Genomic DNA, 16,538 nt, shown 5'->3' with positions numbered 1-16,538 from the left:
TACTGTCGTTGGCGTAGTAAACAAGTAATCGCGATAGCTAATATATTAGGATGGTATGGTTGTTACGGATTTAACAGGTTAGTGCATTCGCATACCGATTACCCTATTTATGGTGTCTTAAAGTCAAAGAGCAGTTTCTCGTACTCTGCGTCTGAGTTTGTATCAAAGTCTTACTGTTTTGATAATTTTTCAGAAACACGCTCATATTGCCCATTGTGCGCCACAGAAGACTCACATGTGCGAGGGTATTCATACTGGAAACGTATTAACTCTCGAATAACTGTATGTGCTAAGCATAACGTAAACTTACTTTCGCATTGCCAGTTCTGCGAGAAGCCATTCTCCCGTCTTGGCCATGCTTTGGAAGTGATGTGGAGCGGATGCGCAGGTCACAGCCTAGGCGACGCGGAGCCCACGGTAAACATGGACCCTAAGGCACTGCGTCTGGCTCAATTTTTCGAAAACCTCACTTCTCTTGAACATCATCTTTCCGCCGAGACGGCTTTGCATGCACTTGAAGATAAACTCACAGAGGTCATCGACAATGAATATTATGACCGAAGCTTCAGGGAGAAACGCGCAAAGATCATATTGTACGGTAATGAACTGGGTGACCATCGAACGCCAAAACTTCTAGTGCAACGAGAGCGACTACATGAATTGCTTGAGTGGATAGCATCTGTATATGAAAGTTTCGAAACTTTTTTGAGCGATTACTTTCGTCGAGACCCTGATCCAGTACCGATTGATTCTTACTGGAACTCTTATCGCACTGACGGGCATGCATCTGAGTACTACATAGACGATGAAGAAATGAGAAATCTATTTGACAGCTTAGACTGATGCAGCCCTCAGCGAGAAATCTATACCTGCTGCAACCTACCCGATTCCCGGCGTAATGTCATCGATTAGAGCCAGTTCGGGTAGAGGAAGCACTCCCCAAGATCCCTCAGCTCGGAACGGCCGGTTGGGCACCAGTGATCACGAGCAGATCCCCGCTCTGGGCGTGAAACTACCAGTCATCCCCCTGCGAAGCTTCTGACTGGCCTTTGCAGTAAGGTAAGCCTTACCCTAGGGAACAAGGTGATACCGGAGGCGCATATGCTAGCAATATATCTACTTGGCCCCTGTCTTTCAGCACGTCCTCGTTGCTGGAGCAGCCAGTATCGTTGTTTCGTAGCTCGTCGGGATCAGGTTCAGAATCAGGCTGCTTACGTTCTGGGCAACGACCGACTAGCGTCCGAATGGCTTATGCGGCCGGCACTCAGCCTAGGCAAGCGCATTCCCTGTAGTCTTCTGGTGGATACCAAGGGCTTTCGCCAAGTCTGCGAACACCTCATGAGGATCGAATACGGCGTTTACATGGGCTTGGTTGGAGCTGCACCGTGTGGAGGGTTAATACCGGCTGGTTGGGCACACTCATAGTCATTCCCTGACTTGGTAAGGGACTATTTTGCCAGCAGGCCCAATGTAGTTACTGACCAGGTTAATTTGGAAACCCCTCGAAAGTCTCAGTACAAGTGCTGGATATCCCATAAAGCGTAAATCTACTCATGCAGGCTGTAATTCATACGATTGGTCTTGTCAGTTTGAAAAATTGCTAACCCTCCCATCTAATTAGACTATTTAGAAATTTCGGAGAGAAGTCTTCTCGTCTTTGGGTAATGTGTCCGCTGTTCAAGCGAAGAGAACAGATTGGGTATCAGCTGATACAGGTCGCGCTTGCGGATTTTCTTGAAGTCGCTAGTAGACGCAATAAGTGTTTCATTAATCAGCGCACACAAATTATCATCTCGGGCATCCCAGTCAACGACCACATGGTTTCCGCTTCTACCGCTTGGTAGTAAACGTGTCTGTGATAACAACCAAGAGCGGTCATTTCGATAGAGCCAGGCGTATACGTTTGGAACTAAATGTTTTATGAGGTTCGCGCTGGAGTTTGGGGTTTGATTTACAGTACAGCACCATGCATTTCGCTTTTCTTCACGCTTCTTGAAGTAGGTCTTATTAATAATCTGCTGTTCGGCTATTGGATTTAAACGCAGCAGCCGATTCACTGTACTTATAGATATATCAAAGCTTGAGCAAACCTCTTTCTTGCTGGCGCCGGCTGTCAGTGCATTTAGAACTTTTTCTTTCAAATCATTGAAGAGTTTTTTGGGTCTCGGAGTGCCGGTTTGCCTTTCGGACTTTGGCTGCTGTTCATCGATAGTTTGAGCCTGGGTCAAACGCTGCGGATCGTGAACTACTGAAATTTGCTGCTGGTTCGCGAACTGTTGATACGCGTCCACGAATGACTCTAAGTGTTCGAATAACCACGAAATTAGCGTCAAATGCTTCAACGGATGGCAGTAGCCACGGGGCTTGCGTGTCATTTGGGAAATGAACTCTATTGCGCACCGTCGAGAGCACGGTAAGGCGGAGAATGGGGGGAAAGGTTGAAGTACTGAGCAATATTGAGCAAAGCAGTCGGCAGAAGCCTCACGCTCCTTCTGGGAGGCCCCCAAGTTACTGATAGTTTTTTTGTAAATTTGAGCAACTGTACTCAGATCAAACTGATTAGTGATGCCCAATTCGGATAGAGCCAGAACTGAGTTTGACATGGTCTGGAGTGCTTTGAGCGTTGAAGGGCTAACGGCTGGTTGGCAAGTAGCCACCAGGGTGGACTCATCGGGAAGTAGCCATTGGAAGTCCCTGGACCACTGTCTGTTTTCTTTAGATTTCATAAGTAAACTACCATGCACTGGACATGTAGTTACTCCGGGGAACTGATGAGATAGATGCCAATATGCGGCCCCATAGACTGATCGATCAGCAGTGATGCATTCAACACAGGCCTTTAAGGGATGTTCTCCACCGAACCTGCCAGTGACAAGTCCAAGTTTATATTTAACAGAACCTAACCGGAGGCCACCCAGTGCTTGCTTGAGTGCGTGTACATGTTCGGGGGACTGGAATGCAAAAAATATGGGCGAGATAGTGTGCTCACAAATTATGTCCTCTTGTGTACCCCACGTAGACTTTGCGAGCTTATTTAAAAAATTTAGGTTTTGGGGGAAGTCGTGGGTGAACGACTTAGCACTGTTTCCAAATAGAAAGTTTAGTGTCTCTTCTGAAAATTGGTTGCACCAAAAAAAATGTTGCCGGCTACAAAGGCTGTAAAAGCATTCGTCTGGTAACCAATTAAGAAACGGAGCCTGCTTGCCGGTGAGGTTCATTTGAGTGCTCCCCAAAGAATATCACCATAAACCAACATATTAGATGTTTAAAGTTCAAAACGTTATTAGGGTTCGAGTTATTAGCTGAATCGGTTAATAGTCAGCAGCAAGTGCCACCTGCGTGGACTCATGGTTCCAAGATCCATGGGAGGACCGGAATCTTGTGTGCGCTCCGGATAATTTGAAATTCGTTCGTAGGAGTTTGTGAAGACTAAACCATGGTTGGTGTGCAAACTTGTTGTCAGCCGGGAATTTCCGGCGTTAACATATTCTTCTTAACAGAACTGGTAGCGAAGACAGCACTGCGCACACAAGTGCTTTAATCAGGCTTCGTGAGGGTGGATGGATTCACAACCGGCGGCGACGCCTAAGGTAAGCTCAATCGCAAGAAATTTCAGATGACAGCTAGCTAAACGAGAGCGTTGGAAGTCAGTTAGACAAGGGCCCAAGTGCGACCTTGGGCCCCTGTGGATAAGCCAGATAATCACCCTGACTTTTCCATTGTCTATTCCTTGCATGTGAGGCGTCAAGTCTCGCACGGCTTCGCTCATCCACAAGAAACTGCGTGTTATCCACAGACGGACGCGCGGTGACCTGTCCGCAGGATAAGGGTTTTGCCGACGCGCTTGTTGTTATCCCCAACAAGCGTGCGTCGGGAAAATTCGATGAGATTGGAATACTTGGATGAAACCGCAGGAAAGATTTACCCTCATCATGAACCGCCAGAGTCGGTTCGAATGGGGTGGGGAATACGTACCGTCGACGCTGGCGGTTCCCCGTGAGGCGCCGAAGGGGTCTCGAATCAGCAGACTGCGCAGCCGAAAGCTAGGACGGACGGTTCATCTCCTCTCCGGACCGGAGAAGATATTTGCGCAATTGGCGCTTTACCACCCTTATCTGTTTGAACTGCACGAGCAGAAAATGCTCTGGCCTGTTAACACAGGCCATCCATTACGAGGACATCCGCTGATGAAGGGGAGCTTTCCGCCCCCTCTGCGTGGAACTGTCTCTATCGCAAGGGAGATCGGTTTTAAACATCATGAAATCGTAGTGGAAGATGCTAGCGGTAATAGGCGCAAAATCCCGTATCCCTATCAGGGGGACCTTCTGCTGTATCTCCTCAATAGCCGAGGAGAACCTTACGCCGTTAACTGGACCATCAAGGACCTAGCCGTAGCCTTTCGTGAACGCCGAAGCTCGTCCCCGAAGACGCCTGTCCAACAGAGGAAAGATCGTGAGCATGCAGAACTAAGAGGCGAGTTGGAGCGTCGTTACTACGCAAGCGCCGGCATCCGAACAGTCGAGGTTTCCCGCGACCTTGTATCGCCCACGATCCAAGCGAATCTGGATCTCCTTTTTGGTATGCACGATCTTGATTTCTCGCTTGAGGCGGCTCTGCTGGAGGACTTCAGTGGCGCAGTGGCTGATGCCGTACAGACTGGAAAGCCTGTGGCCTACGTGGCGATTGAACACAGCGTTCGGTGGGGCTTCCGTGACCAATTCATCGCGAAGATTTACCAGGATATTTGGGATCGAAAGCTCCTCGTCGACTTCAACGAACCTATCCTGATTGATCGCCCGCTCGTTACCGGTGGTTGCGATCTGCTTCAGGAGTTCGGCTCGTTTTTCGAAGAGTCTACGCCATGAGGGCCGGTTCACGGATTATCGCCCCAGAGGGATTTCGCAACCTCGCACAAGGCATTGTCTACCACTTCCTCGTCAGCGATGGCCGGCAAAACCGTGTTCGTCTTGTCGAATTCAAGGATGACGGAAAAAGCATCAGTACTCATCTGATTCATCTGAGCCAGATCGATTTTGAGGAAGCGGTCGAGAATGGATGGTTGCTGGAGGACGGCGCGGCTGATTCGACTCCTCCTTGGCTAATACCCCTCGAAGGTGTGGCCATCGACCACCTGGAAAACCGTCGGGCCTCAACGAAAGAGAGTTATGAGCAGAAGGTGAACAAGCGCTTTGCTGCAATCTCAAGTCTGGTCGCTCGCCGGGATGAGATTTTCGCGAGCGAGGATCCTGATGGTTTCATCAACGCCCATTCTAAAGCCCTGCGGCCTCATCAGAACGCTGCCAGACTGAGGCTCTGGTTCTATACCTATGTAGTTTTCGGCCAGACCAAATGGTCCTTGTTGCCGCCTCTTCACCGAATCGGGGCATGGAATCGTGAAGGACCTGGTCGAACAAAAAAGCTGGGGCGTCCCTCTCGTAAGGGAAAAAGGCATGGCTACCGTTGCGATGCGGCTATGCAGCTAAAAATTTTGAGAGGCTTTATTACTTATAAATCTCCCTACAAAACTCAAAACAAAATTTACAGTGAAACTCTCACAGGAGAGTTTGGATGTGTTTCAGTCAAACCGAGCGGTGCGACGGTGGAATATAGACATCCGCATGGTAAGCCTTTCCCTTCCTTTCCCCAATTTAAATATTGGGTTTCCAAAATGATCAGTGCGAAAGAGCTCCGTATCGCTTTAAAAGGAAAGCATGGCGCTCGTGCTCAATCAGGCTCTGAAGGAAGTTTTGCCGACAATCTCATCAACGTTAATCAGCGCATTGAGTTTGATGGCTACTATATATCCGAGAAACTTTCAGGTCTCACTGAAGGTAGTGCTGTAGAAAGCTTCTGTGTTGTCCGAGCTGTCTGTGCGTTGTCAGGGATGGTGCTAGGGATTGGCTTTTCGGAAGGCAGAGAAAATATGGCCGCTTATCGTATGGCGATCTATTCCATGGCGTGCGACAAGGTCAAATTCTGCGAGCAGTACGGTGTGGAGATCCGTGCGGAAGAATGGCCTAGTACCGGCTTGTCAGGTGGAATGGTATTGGATAGAGGCCCCGCTGCCGGCTACGACGTAGAGCCAGAGATTCACTGGTTGAAGTCGGTAGAGCTGACACCTGTCTATGCTGGTCAATCCAAGGCCACTGTCGAGTCCTCTCACCCGAGGGACAAGAAGACGCTTGGGCAGCCGACCTATTTTCACAGCAGGCTGGATTTTGTGCAGATGGCCAAGCGCGAAATTCTGCGGGTTCTAAAGGATAACCACACTTCTGACGCTCGACTGCGTATGGACGAGGAAATGATTCTGGCCGGCATTAAGCCGACGCCACATGATATCTACAGCTACTGGAGCATGCGTGGTCGAGACTCCTCAATCGGAGTATCCTTTCGATACGGCTGTAAGGCAGTTTCTTGATGTGCGACCAGCTGCGATAAGAAAAGATGGCGTCTATTTCTATGGACGGAAATATAGATCCCGCGCTCTGGAAGAAACTGGAGTGTTTGACTTGGTAGCTCGGAAAGGGGTTATCAACACCTCAGCATATGTTCTGGTCATGTGCGTTCGCCACATATGGATAGAAGTTAAAGGGATTTTGTATGAGTTAGATTTTGTGAGATCAGCGCGTACGTCGCTGGGCACCATCGATATCTCACTACGTCAACTGCAAGAAATTGACCAGATGCGCCGAGACGCTGCTGCTGATCTTCGAGAAGAGCGGCCTGCCCATGATCAACATTTCGAGGATAGATTCAAACTGAACACAGGCGAGGGCTGGGGCGCGGGGGAGCGGAAAATAGGACGGCCCTCCAAAGGCGGCGCTGCACTGCGCGACACTGCCGATTACAACCGCTTCAGAGGTGCAACTAAATGAACAAAATCATCGAATCTCGTTTCGACGGTTATATGGACATTGAGAGCATCCGTAAACGAGTTGTCGTACGACCAGAGTCAGTACCGGATTTGGAGACGCTTCACCCCTCGGTTGGCGCTCATCTCCTCGCTGAGAGACTGATGGGGATTTACCTCCCTAACGAATTCTCTCTCAACTTTATTCATGAAATGATCGGGTTAGCGTATCTGCATAACCTCAAAGTATTCAGCAGCGAGGCTGGGTATGCTTCCAGAATCTTCAAACCTCCAGAGGTAGAGGTTTCACCTATCTGCCTTACCGGCCTGGCGGGGGTTGGTAAGAGCCAGACGATTGCTGCTCTGTGGAGAGCTCTGCCTCCACCGGTAGATCTCACTTGTGACTTGTACCAGGGCACCGTCGAGCTGACTTCCCTTTGGTATGCGAGCGCTCGCGGCAAAGCGAGTGGTAAGCAGCTTCTCCTGGATTTCGTTCGTGGTAGCGGCCATGACGGTCGCGGTGGCAATCTAAAGAAGCTGCTCGTGGAGTGCCGTCGGCTTGCCAACCGTGACGGTATCACGCTTGTAGTTTTGGATGAAACCCAGCATATCAACACCGGTGAGGGTGCCTCTAAGGTGACCGATATCCTGCTGACGATGGCAGTCATCGGACCCCCGATGATCTTTGTGTCCAATTACAGCCTGATACATAAACTGCTTCGCCGTAACAGTGAAGACAAGCAGAGGCTGCTTTGCGAGCCACGGATCATGCTGCCCGATGATCCCAAGAGCCAGGATTGGGCTGACTATGTGGACGAGTGCGTGAGGGTGAGCGGCGGCCGTGTCAAAGCAGGAAAAGATGAATTTGCGACTGAGCTTTATCGCTCCACTTTCGGTATCAAGCGGCTCGCTGTGCAGTTGCTGAAGCTTGCTTACATCGAATGTCGTGCTACCGGCAGAAATCGGATAGAAATCGAAGACCTAAACAAGGCCTACCGCTCCAGTGCATACACCAGCAACGCGAGAGATGTCGAAGACCTGCAGTTGGAGGCAATAAACAAAGGATCCGGCAAGCGCTTGGACCTGCGGTGCCCGTTCGACTTGCCCGTTGAGTACAAGTCGAACGTAGTGAACTTCACCCGGGCAGATCGTGACCAGCGTGTGCAGGCGAGAGTTTTTGATTCGTCGGCTACCGAGACGGAGCGCTCAGTGCTGAAGCATATCGCTTTGCCAGAAGAGAGAACTCCAGCCAAATTCATCCGGCGTGCGCCTGCTCCAAAGGCGACCGACGAGGATTTAATGCGATCCTTCCACCAGTATATGGAGACGGAGTCGCCGTCATCCAGTCCTAAAAAGCCGAAGTAGATGAACCGACTGCGGCCACCGGTCAGCGACCATCACGGAAAAAGTCGTCTTTGGCAGCCAGCCCGAAATCATCATAGGGCCGTTGCGGGTCATCCTCGAACATGTTTGCCGTACGCCGCTCCTGCTTGAGGTAAGCGATGCTCCTGAAGAAGCAGGTTTCGCACAGATGCACTTCATAGCGTTCGCCGTCGTGCAGCGCTCCATAGCCCCAATGCGCATGGAGTATTCCATACTCCAGGTTGCCGCTTACCAGACGTGTAGAACAATTGCATACGTCGCAACGTACGTCAGTCACTATTTCGGCTTCTACACGTCCAGTGATTTTCATCCCACCCGAGCCTCTGTCAACACAAGAATCAAGTTTAGACGCTCAAAACTTGGCCGCCTGGCCATCGGTCAGTGCTTACAGATCCGTCCAGATGCAGTAGCGTTATGGGGGATCGATGCTTAGATTGAATGCACTCGGCGATAACCGCCGAGAACCTCATAAATGGAAACCCAACGAGCTGCCGAATCCTTACGGATGCGCAAGAATTTTGCTTTCACGTGTCGGTATCTCGGGACTTCAGGCTGGCCTGTGCCATATCTGACAGATGTCATGATGTCGATCTCTTACTATGAAAAATAAATTCAAAATGCTGCTGCCGTGAGAACCAGCGTTCAAGCTGAAGAGCCAGCGTTTACCGCGATGTGGCCCATTAGTATGAGGTGAGATCGGAGGTTACCAAACAGAGAGGGGCTGAAAGGTAGAAGTAGTTCGTCGGCCTCGCGGGTGCCTCAAATAAAATTTGTTATCCTACTCAGGCTTGCTCCGAGACTTCGTTGGCATCATGCCTCCCCTTGGAGATATCTGATATCCCGCTATCCGTGACTGATGCGGACAGCGGTTCATGTCTTCCGCTGTGCTATGAGCGGAGGACATGCTTTCCTTATCCCATTTTCTGGGGCCCAGAATGTTCCCCGATCCCCGAGACGGGAAATTTTCCCTCCTTGTTGATGTTTAATCTGAATAACTTGCCGGTTAGGCGTAAAAATATTTCAAAGCATCCGTTTTTGGCGGTAGCTATGTATGGGCCGCGTTAGGTAATCGGCAGCGCACAGCGCACAGCCCACAGGACATGCAAGCTGGGATCCTCACAGCGGCACGTCCCGATGTACGTCTTTTGAATAACGTCTGTTTGTCTGTATTTACACAAACATGCTAATGTTTTGCGCATGACCAGCCCATTTTCCTACACATTCCCTGCCATACGCGGCGTACAAGCGGGGCGGGAATTTTACGTTTCTATGTGCCCACTGCGGCTCTTGGCGAAGCTGTTTGTCTTCGATAACGAGGAGCTCATGCCCGAGCTGAGGGCTCAGCGCTCAATCAATCGATCACGCGTACCTGAAATTGCTCGCTACATCATTGCCAACACCGATAGCTATACCTTTTCGGCCATCACTGCGTCCATCGATGGCAAGGTAAGCTTTGAGCCTGTGGGCAGCAGTGATACTGCTCATTTTCGGATGGGTACGTTGACTGTAGACATGGATGCCAAGTTCATCGTCAACGATGGCCAGCATCGCCGCGCGGCTATCGAGCAAGCCCTCGGAGAAAAACCGGAGTTGGGTGACGAGACCATCGCCGTAGTCTTCTTCCACGACCGAGGGCTTGAGCGCTGCCAGCAAATGTTTGCCGATCTCAATCGACATGCAGTGAAACCGTCGCCATCTCTAAGCGTTCTCTACGACCACCGCAATGCAGCTGCAAACTTGGCTAAGCATCTCGGTCTTACCTCAAAAGTGTTTCGCAATTTGATTGAGACGGAGCGTTCCTCACTCTCTAAGCGTTCGCGCAAGCTGTTCACTCTCAGCGCTCTGCACTTCGCCATTCTGGAAATGCTCAGTGAGCAAGAGTTCGAAGACTTTGCGGCGGCTTCAAAGAAATGCAATGAGTTCTGGGGGGGCGTCGGAGAACATATTCCAGAGTGGATCTACGTGCGTGAAGGACGTATGACCGCTGGAGAGGTGCGCCAGGATTTCATCCATTCGCACGCTATTGTGCTGCATGCTTTAGGGCGTGTGGGCAAGTTCATATATCAAGCCAATGCAGGTAACACCGATCTCAATTCAGTACTCGAGAAGCTGCGTGACATTGACTGGGCGCGCACCAATGTCTCGACTTGGGAAGGACGCGCCATGATCGGGGGGCGGATGGCCAAAAACAGTCAGAACATCACGCTGACATGCAACCAAATCAAACGTTCGCTGGGGTTATCACTGACCCCCGAAGAACAAGTTATTGAAAGCGCCTTCACTGCCGCCCGTCAGTAAGGCCACACGCTATCTACCGGACATCACTATGAACACTCCCCCCGAGGCTATCATCGAAGAAATTCAGTTGCTCTACCGTTCCGACTCCTTGCCTTGGATTGTCGGTTACAGCGGTGGGAAGGATTCGACGGCCTCTCTGCAACTGATCTGGAAAGCTGTTGCGGCGCTGCCGGAAGAGCAGCGAGTTAAAGATATTCACGTTATCAGTACCGACACCCTGGTAGAAAATCCGGTTATTGCAGCCTGGGTCGAATCGTCGCTTAGGCGTATGAAGGCTGAAGCCGAGCGTCAGGGGCTACCTATTCATCCGCACCGCCTTACCCCCAGCTTAGAGCATCGATTCTGGGTCAATTTGATCGGCAAGGGCTATCCGGCGCCGCGCAATCGCTTCCGCTGGTGCACTGATCGTCTAAAGATTAGTGCTTCCACCAAGTTCATTCAGGAGCTGTCCGAGGCCAATAACGAGGCCATTTTAGTGCTGGGCCAGCGTCGTGGCGAAAGCCAGGCACGCGACAAGGTGATAGATCATTACAGTGGCAGCACGCGTGATCGGCTTAGCCGCAACCGTGACCCTAAGCTATCACGTGTCTGGGTCTACCTACCCATCGAAACGTGGACCAGCGATGACGTGTGGATGTATGTCCTCACCGATGAAAACCCTTGGGGTGTAGATAACCAGGAGCTGTTCAGCATCTACAAAGGCGCAACGCCGGACGCCGAGTGCCCGGTAGTGGTCGATAAGTCCACCCCGAGCTGCGGCGATAGCCGCTTTGGTTGCTACGTCTGCACCATGGTATCGCAGGACAAATCCATGCAAGCGATGATCCAGAATGACGATCAGAAGTCTTGGATGAAGCCGATCTTGGACTTCCGCAACAACTACCTCAGCGTGCAGGACTGGGATATGCGTGACTTCAAACGCATGAACGGTCGAGTGAAGCTGATGGGAAAAGGCGAGACAGCGGAGCTGATTCATGGCCCCTATATGCAAGATTACCGAGCCAAGCTGCTGGAAGAGTTGCTGTGTACTCAGCGCGCTGTACGTGATGCCGAAGTTCCGGGGCATGATCAGATTGAGCTGATTTCCATCGACGAGCTAGATGCCATCCGACGCATATGGGTTGAGGAGAAGGGTGAGATTGAGGACTTGCTGCCCAAAATATACGAGCGCGTCTTCCAGAAGCCATACCCTGGTCGGGCGATGGAACCGCTTCCATTAGAGCCGGAAGACTTGGCCTTGCTGAACGAGGTGGCGGTCGGACTCGATCCCGAGGCTGGCGAGCGACTTTATCAGCTAATGCGCAACTTGCTTGCTGTGCAGTTCCAATCAATGCAAACACAGAAGCGCTCACAGCATTTGGATCGGTTGGAGGAGGTGCTAAAGGCCCATGCATTCCGCACTGAAGATGAGGCATTGGAGTTTGCCAAAAGAAACCAAGAAGATGGTAAGGAAGAGCCTAACGCAGGCGAAGAACTAGAGCTTATTCCACTGGCAACGGTAGAGGCGGAAGAGAAGTAAGCATGGCTAAGCTAACCATTGACCAGATCTCTATTGAAAATCTCGGCCCGTTTCGCGAGCAGCAGAGCTTCGATCTTAGGGTGCATGCCAAACGCCCCGTTATTCTGATCAAAGCCCTCAATGGGAGTGGAAAAACCACACTGCTCACTGCGCTTCAGATCGGCTTGTATGGCTACAAAGCTATTAATTTGGCGCGTCGCTCTGAATATGAACAACTGATTACCGGTCTGCAGCGCAATGATGCCACGGGGCCTGCACGGATCGAAATGCAGCTCAGTATCGAGGTGGGCGATCAAACCCAAGCTCTGACCATCCGCCGTGAGTGGCTGCCGAAGGAGAAGGGGTATCGTGAGCAGTTCCGCGTATTTGCTGGGCGTCACGAAGATTTGGTGCTGGCTGAAGAATGGGATGACTTTATTAACGGCATTCTGCCGGTAGAGCTTGTTCATTTGTTCCTCTTTGACGGTGAAAAGATTGAAGCCTTGGCTAACCCTGAGCGTCTGCCTGCGTTGTTGCGTCGGGCTACAGAGGTCTTTTTGGGGTTGGGCGGTATTGATGCCCTTGCAGGTGACCTGAAGGCCGTAGAGCGTCGTGCAAGTAAGAGAACTCCTTCAGGAGATGCTGGTGAGGATCAGCAACAGGCCGATGATTACGAACTTCAACTCAAGGAACTTGAGCAGCGCATCGAAATGTTGCTGCAGCGCCAGGCGCACGTTCGAACTGAATTGGATGATGCCCAGCTCAAACTTGAAAGATTCTCCGCTGAGGCCCAGCGCAGTGGTCTGCAGGCTTATCAACAAGCTGGTGGTCTGCGCGCGCGGGCCGAGCTGTGCGGGCAGCAACACAAGCAAGCACGTGCCGCTCTGATCGCGGTGCTGGAGGATCCCTTGCTGCCGCTGGTTTGGCTGGGACCGCTATGGGATCGCTATAAGGAGCAGTGGCAGCAAGACCAGCAATCCAAACACACCCACTTGTTGGTCGAAGAGTTTGGTAAGCGTGATCAGCGCATTCTAGAGTCGCTCGCCCGCCAAGCTCCGCAGGTCCAATCTACTATGGCGGAGCTACTGGCAGCCGATTTGCAGAGCTTGCAATCCGCTAAGCAACATTCACAAGCGTTGCTCCCGGGCGGTAATCCAGCTGAAATCGAACCTCGTCTGCAGCAGGTCAAGCAGCAATTGAAGGAAGCGCAAGAGGCCGTTGCGGCCACTCAGAAGGCGATGGAAAAAGCCCAAAGCGCAGTGGATGAAATTCCCGCGGATGAGCAGCTCGGCGCAGTGTTCGAAGCCATGAAGCAACACACCCAGGCTGTATCTACTAGTGAAGGGCAGCTTCAAGAGCTGAGGCGTGAACTGGAAGAAGCACGTAGTAAGCAAGCGCATTTTGAGATTCGCTATAACGCTGCATTGTCGCGAGCCCGTGCCGAGCTCAAGGAAAATGCCTTTCAGCTCAAGGCTCTGGGGGCTGCCGACAGGGCAAAGGCGGCATTGAATGTCTTTCGCGACCGATTACTGGCCTCTAAGGCGCAGTGGCTGTCGGACATGATTACTACTGAGTTCAAGCTGCTGTTGCGTAAACGCAATCTGATTGCTCGAGTTTTGGTCGAGCCGCAGACCTATGCAGTCTCCATCGAAGATGTGAACGGATATAGCCTGCCGATGGAGCGCCTATCCGCTGGTGAGCGGCAGATTCTTGCGATTGCCGTGCTGAGTGCATTGATTCGCGAACGTAAAGGACGATTCCCTGTCGTGGTAGATACTCCGCTAGCACGTTTGGATCGCAAGCACCGTGAGGCCCTGATCCATAATTTCTTTGCCAAGATCTCGCATCAGGTGCTAGTGCTTTCTACAGATGAAGAGGTAGAGGGGAGTGTACATACTGCTTTGGAACAACATATGAGCCGCGAGTATGCCCTGACTTTTGATGATGATAGTCGTCGCAGTATTGCCAGCGCCGCAGCTCAGAACCTTCAGTTGGAAGTTTTGGCATGATTGATCGAATTCGCTTGACGGCTGCTGCGAAAAATCAGCTATCAACTTTAAAGCGTAGGACAGGAATTGAGCACTACAATTCGATTTGTCGTCATGCTTTGTGTCTATCTTTGAGGCACTCCTCAATGCCCCCAAATGAGAATTTTAATTTCGCTGGTGGTCTTGAGATAGATTGGCGTACTTTGACTGGCGGTAATGAAGACTTATATGTGAATTTAGTCTTGTCCTCGCTTTTGTGCAGCGGGGATGGAGAGGGGATTGAAGTGAAGGATATTTTGGTTCGGCATATCCATAGAGGGCTATCGCTAATGATGTCTCAGGATAATGGATCGATATTCTCGTGAAATGAGGGGGGACCTCCCCCTCTTTTTTCTATTTTAAGCTTTTTATAAATGGTATATCGTTGAACCAGGGGTTGTTGTAACGAGTGTTTTGATGAATGGTCGTAAGTGCATCTTGGATCGCGTCCCGGACTGTCCGGTTGTCTGCGATTTGTAGGTTCCATTCTGCTTGCCAAAATTCTTCGGTTTGTGTTTTGAGAATATTTTTTACAGTGGCAGATACTGACTCTGAGTCGGCAATATCGATACTATTTCCCGGATATCCAGAGAGAAGATTTATCGCATCTGTTATGTATCTGGTTAAGCACACAATTCCGACTTTGCTGACGAGCTTCCTCTCATTGGGGAACGTGTTTGGCCAGAAGTTTTTAATGGTGTCCCAAATTGTTATAAAGAAGTCGTACGCGGCATCTTCGCCAGAAAACTCCTTTATGTTTTTTGACTGTATATAAGCAATTGATGCCTCAATTGCTGCGGGGACAACTTTTCTGTCATCTTCTGGCATGTTGGGAAGGGAAATTATTCCTTTAAATGGGCTGTCGTCCAAGTCGTTAGCTAGGCCTACATAACTTAGGTTAGGGCTAAGTGACAGTCTAGACGTCTTAAGCCTATTCTCCAGATCTACTTTGTCTTCTTCTCTTGTGAGTCTAAGGGTGAGGGCACGAATGTGGTCGGGGGCTACTTTAGTAACTTTGTTGTTTATTATGATAAACTGAAAGGCACGCTCCTCATGGGATGCGTCTAATATTGCAACAATTGGAACACGTGTTTTCTCATTGAATGCGTTTAACCCACAAAGTCTATGTTGTCCGTCTATAACTAGAATGTTGTTTTTTTCTTCCGGTTTTATAGTGATCTGGCTATTTTCTATTGTGCAGGCATCTCTCGATATTGTAATTACTATTGCTGTTGGGATTGTGTTTCTAGAGTCGCTTTCCAGAAATTGTTTGATTGCTTTTACTTTATTGTCTTTTAGTGGGCGTTGGATGCCGTCATTGTTTTCAGGTGTAAGGGTTGGGATTGTACTCCATGAGATTACATCCTTGACGGGAGCTTCGAAAAGGCAAAACTCTGGAGAGTTTTCATCAGTGCGTTGTGAAAACACGATGCAGCTGTAAGCCATGATATTTTCCTTTCTAAAAACTAAAGTTGAAGAAATCTACAGCGTCATCCCTGTCTATGGCGGATATTTCGCTGATGTTGACGCTGCCGATTGCTAGGGCGGCGTCTTTCAGTGTCGTTCTGTTCATGCTTGCATATTCGAATATGTCTCGTCGATGCTGAGCTATTCTCAATCTCTTTCCAATATTTTCCAGTTCTTGAGGCGAGGGATCTGGTTTTAGAGTGAAGGAATGTATGTGAGCGTTCTGCCACAAAAGCATGTCTGATTTTTCATTGTTGCATGTTGGGCAGGCGGGTAGTAAATTTTCTGCAATGCTATCTCCGCCAAAGCTTTGCGGCCATATGTGCTCTAGTTGCATTTTAACTTGCGTTTCAAGGGGTTTTTCGAAGACGGGAAAGCCGCATATATAGCAGTAGTTAACCTTTGTTGTACTAAATTGGCTTCGAATCGAGGATATTATGCCTTTTCTAGATTTTTTTTCGGCTTCTAGAGTTAATGTCGCTAGTCTGTCGAGATCTGCTCCATATGGGGTTCTAGGGATTTCGAGCGATCTTTGGAAGTATTGAATTATAAGCTTTTGATGTTCTCGCTCGTCCTCAAACATGCTTACTATTCTATTTGCTTTTTTTAGGCAGCGAGTCAAGATGTTGGCTGTTAATATACCGATGTAGTAGGTGGATAGCTGGTGCTGCCTTCCACCGATTTGTAATGCTTCTAATTCATAGACCTGGTTTATATTTTTTCGGCCAATTAAGTTTGTGGTTATATAGCTGAAGAGATGCTCCCCGGAAGTTGTTGGCTTGAATTTATATAGTGCCATTTATTTGATTTTCCGAAAATAAACTATTTTGAACGTCTGGTTTAGCAGGGTTTTCTTACGCGCTATATCTGAACAGTTATGACCATAAATTCAGCTGTTCACTATAAATTATAGGTTTTCGAGCTAGTATATTATTGTGAGGCTAGGTTGGCCGCAATCTGAGTCTAGGTGGATTGATACTTGCGGAGGTGCTGCTCCCGTTGCGGCATCGGTCAT

At 49.9% G+C, this 16,538-nt stretch carries 14 protein-coding genes and 1 pseudogene; 10 read left to right on the top strand and 5 right to left on the bottom strand.

Annotation, left to right across the window (positions count from 1 at the left end; genetic code table 11):
* The first annotated feature begins 423 nt into the window (after nucleotides 1-423).
* Both AC3WK8_RS01285 and AC3WK8_RS01280 read left to right on the top strand, forming a co-directional pair.
* Nucleotides 424-843 carry a hypothetical protein gene (locus tag AC3WK8_RS01285; protein WP_146043247.1) on the top strand — a complete coding sequence of 140 codons (420 nt, stop codon included), beginning with the start codon at nucleotides 424-426 and terminating at the stop codon, nucleotides 841-843.
* A gap of 258 nt (nucleotides 844-1,101) precedes the next feature.
* A complete protein-coding gene (locus tag AC3WK8_RS01280; RefSeq protein ID WP_103324392.1) occupies nucleotides 1,102-1,425 on the top strand; it encodes an antitoxin Xre/MbcA/ParS toxin-binding domain-containing protein in 324 nt (107 codons plus the stop codon).
* Nucleotides 1,426-1,622: 197 nt separating this feature from the next.
* Here the strand turns inward: AC3WK8_RS01280 and AC3WK8_RS01275 are convergent, their stop codons facing one another.
* Both AC3WK8_RS01275 and AC3WK8_RS01270 read right to left on the bottom strand, forming a co-directional pair.
* Complete coding sequence (locus AC3WK8_RS01275; RefSeq protein ID WP_256592253.1) at nucleotides 1,623-2,726, bottom strand: TnsD family Tn7-like transposition protein; 1,104 nt, start codon at nucleotides 2,724-2,726, stop codon at nucleotides 1,623-1,625.
* Nucleotides 2,727-2,738: 12 nt separating this feature from the next.
* Nucleotides 2,739-3,218 (bottom strand): annotated as a pseudogene (locus AC3WK8_RS01270) (TniQ family protein); the annotation flags it as partial.
* 684 nt (nucleotides 3,219-3,902) lie between these two features.
* Between AC3WK8_RS01270 and AC3WK8_RS01265 the strand changes: the two are divergent.
* From AC3WK8_RS01265 to AC3WK8_RS01250, 4 genes are read left to right on the top strand one after another with little or no spacing between them, the layout of a single operon-like run.
* Entirely contained in the window at nucleotides 3,903-4,865 is a 963-nt protein-coding gene (locus AC3WK8_RS01265) for a PDDEXK family nuclease (RefSeq protein WP_103324390.1), read from the top strand.
* Nucleotides 4,862-6,418 carry a TnsB C-terminal domain-containing protein gene (locus tag AC3WK8_RS01260; protein ID WP_256592252.1) on the top strand — a complete coding sequence of 519 codons (1,557 nt, stop codon included), beginning with the start codon at nucleotides 4,862-4,864 and terminating at the stop codon, nucleotides 6,416-6,418. The genes AC3WK8_RS01265 and AC3WK8_RS01260 overlap by 4 nt, the downstream gene beginning before the upstream one ends.
* On the top strand, nucleotides 6,360-6,875 hold the full coding sequence (locus AC3WK8_RS01255) for a hypothetical protein (RefSeq protein WP_256592251.1): 516 nt from the start codon (nucleotides 6,360-6,362) through the stop codon (nucleotides 6,873-6,875). The genes AC3WK8_RS01260 and AC3WK8_RS01255 overlap by 59 nt, the downstream gene beginning before the upstream one ends.
* Nucleotides 6,872-8,215 carry an AAA family ATPase gene (locus AC3WK8_RS01250; RefSeq protein WP_103324389.1) on the top strand — a complete coding sequence of 448 codons (1,344 nt, stop codon included), beginning with the start codon at nucleotides 6,872-6,874 and terminating at the stop codon, nucleotides 8,213-8,215. Before AC3WK8_RS01255 ends, AC3WK8_RS01250 begins: the two co-directional genes overlap by 4 nt.
* Before the next feature lie 22 nt (nucleotides 8,216-8,237).
* Here the strand turns inward: AC3WK8_RS01250 and AC3WK8_RS01245 are convergent, their stop codons facing one another.
* Nucleotides 8,238-8,543, bottom strand: a complete 306-nt coding sequence (locus tag AC3WK8_RS01245) for a hypothetical protein (RefSeq protein WP_103324388.1) — start codon at nucleotides 8,541-8,543, stop codon at nucleotides 8,238-8,240.
* Nucleotides 8,544-9,430: 887 nt separating this feature from the next.
* Between AC3WK8_RS01245 and dndB the strand changes: the two genes are divergently transcribed.
* The 4 genes from dndB to dndE are packed head-to-tail and all read left to right on the top strand — an operon-like array spanning nucleotide 9,431 to nucleotide 14,382.
* On the top strand, nucleotides 9,431-10,531 hold the full coding sequence (dndB, locus tag AC3WK8_RS01240) for a DNA sulfur modification protein DndB (RefSeq protein WP_103324387.1): 1,101 nt from the start codon (nucleotides 9,431-9,433) through the stop codon (nucleotides 10,529-10,531).
* Nucleotides 10,532-10,559: 28 nt separating this feature from the next.
* Nucleotides 10,560-12,050 carry a DNA phosphorothioation system sulfurtransferase DndC gene (gene dndC / locus AC3WK8_RS01235; protein WP_103324386.1) on the top strand — a complete coding sequence of 497 codons (1,491 nt, stop codon included), beginning with the start codon at nucleotides 10,560-10,562 and terminating at the stop codon, nucleotides 12,048-12,050.
* Nucleotides 12,051-12,052: 2 nt separating this feature from the next.
* Nucleotides 12,053-14,038: a DNA sulfur modification protein DndD gene (gene dndD / locus AC3WK8_RS01230; protein ID WP_103324385.1), complete on the top strand. Its 1,986-nt coding sequence runs from the start codon at nucleotides 12,053-12,055 to the stop codon at nucleotides 14,036-14,038.
* Nucleotides 14,035-14,382: a DNA sulfur modification protein DndE gene (gene dndE / locus AC3WK8_RS01225; RefSeq protein ID WP_103324384.1), complete on the top strand. Its 348-nt coding sequence runs from the start codon at nucleotides 14,035-14,037 to the stop codon at nucleotides 14,380-14,382. The genes dndD and dndE overlap by 4 nt, the downstream gene beginning before the upstream one ends.
* Nucleotides 14,383-14,410: 28 nt before the next feature.
* On the opposite strand, the gene AC3WK8_RS01220 is transcribed toward dndE, so the two are convergent.
* Together AC3WK8_RS01220 and AC3WK8_RS01215 are read right to left on the bottom strand one after the other, a co-directional pair.
* Nucleotides 14,411-15,502, bottom strand: a complete 1,092-nt coding sequence (locus tag AC3WK8_RS01220; protein WP_103324383.1) for a DGQHR domain-containing protein — start codon at nucleotides 15,500-15,502, stop codon at nucleotides 14,411-14,413.
* A gap of 13 nt (nucleotides 15,503-15,515) precedes the next feature.
* The gene (locus tag AC3WK8_RS01215; protein WP_146043246.1) at nucleotides 15,516-16,322 is read right to left on the bottom strand and encodes an HNH endonuclease; all 807 of its coding nucleotides are present in this window, start codon (nucleotides 16,320-16,322) and stop codon (nucleotides 15,516-15,518) included.
* Nucleotides 16,323-16,538: the final 216 nt, after the last annotated feature.

Source organism: Pseudomonas sp. FW507-12TSA (assembly GCF_058781435.1).
The sequence above is the reverse complement of the archived record's forward strand: the minus strand, read 5'-3'. Positions and strand labels throughout refer to the sequence as shown.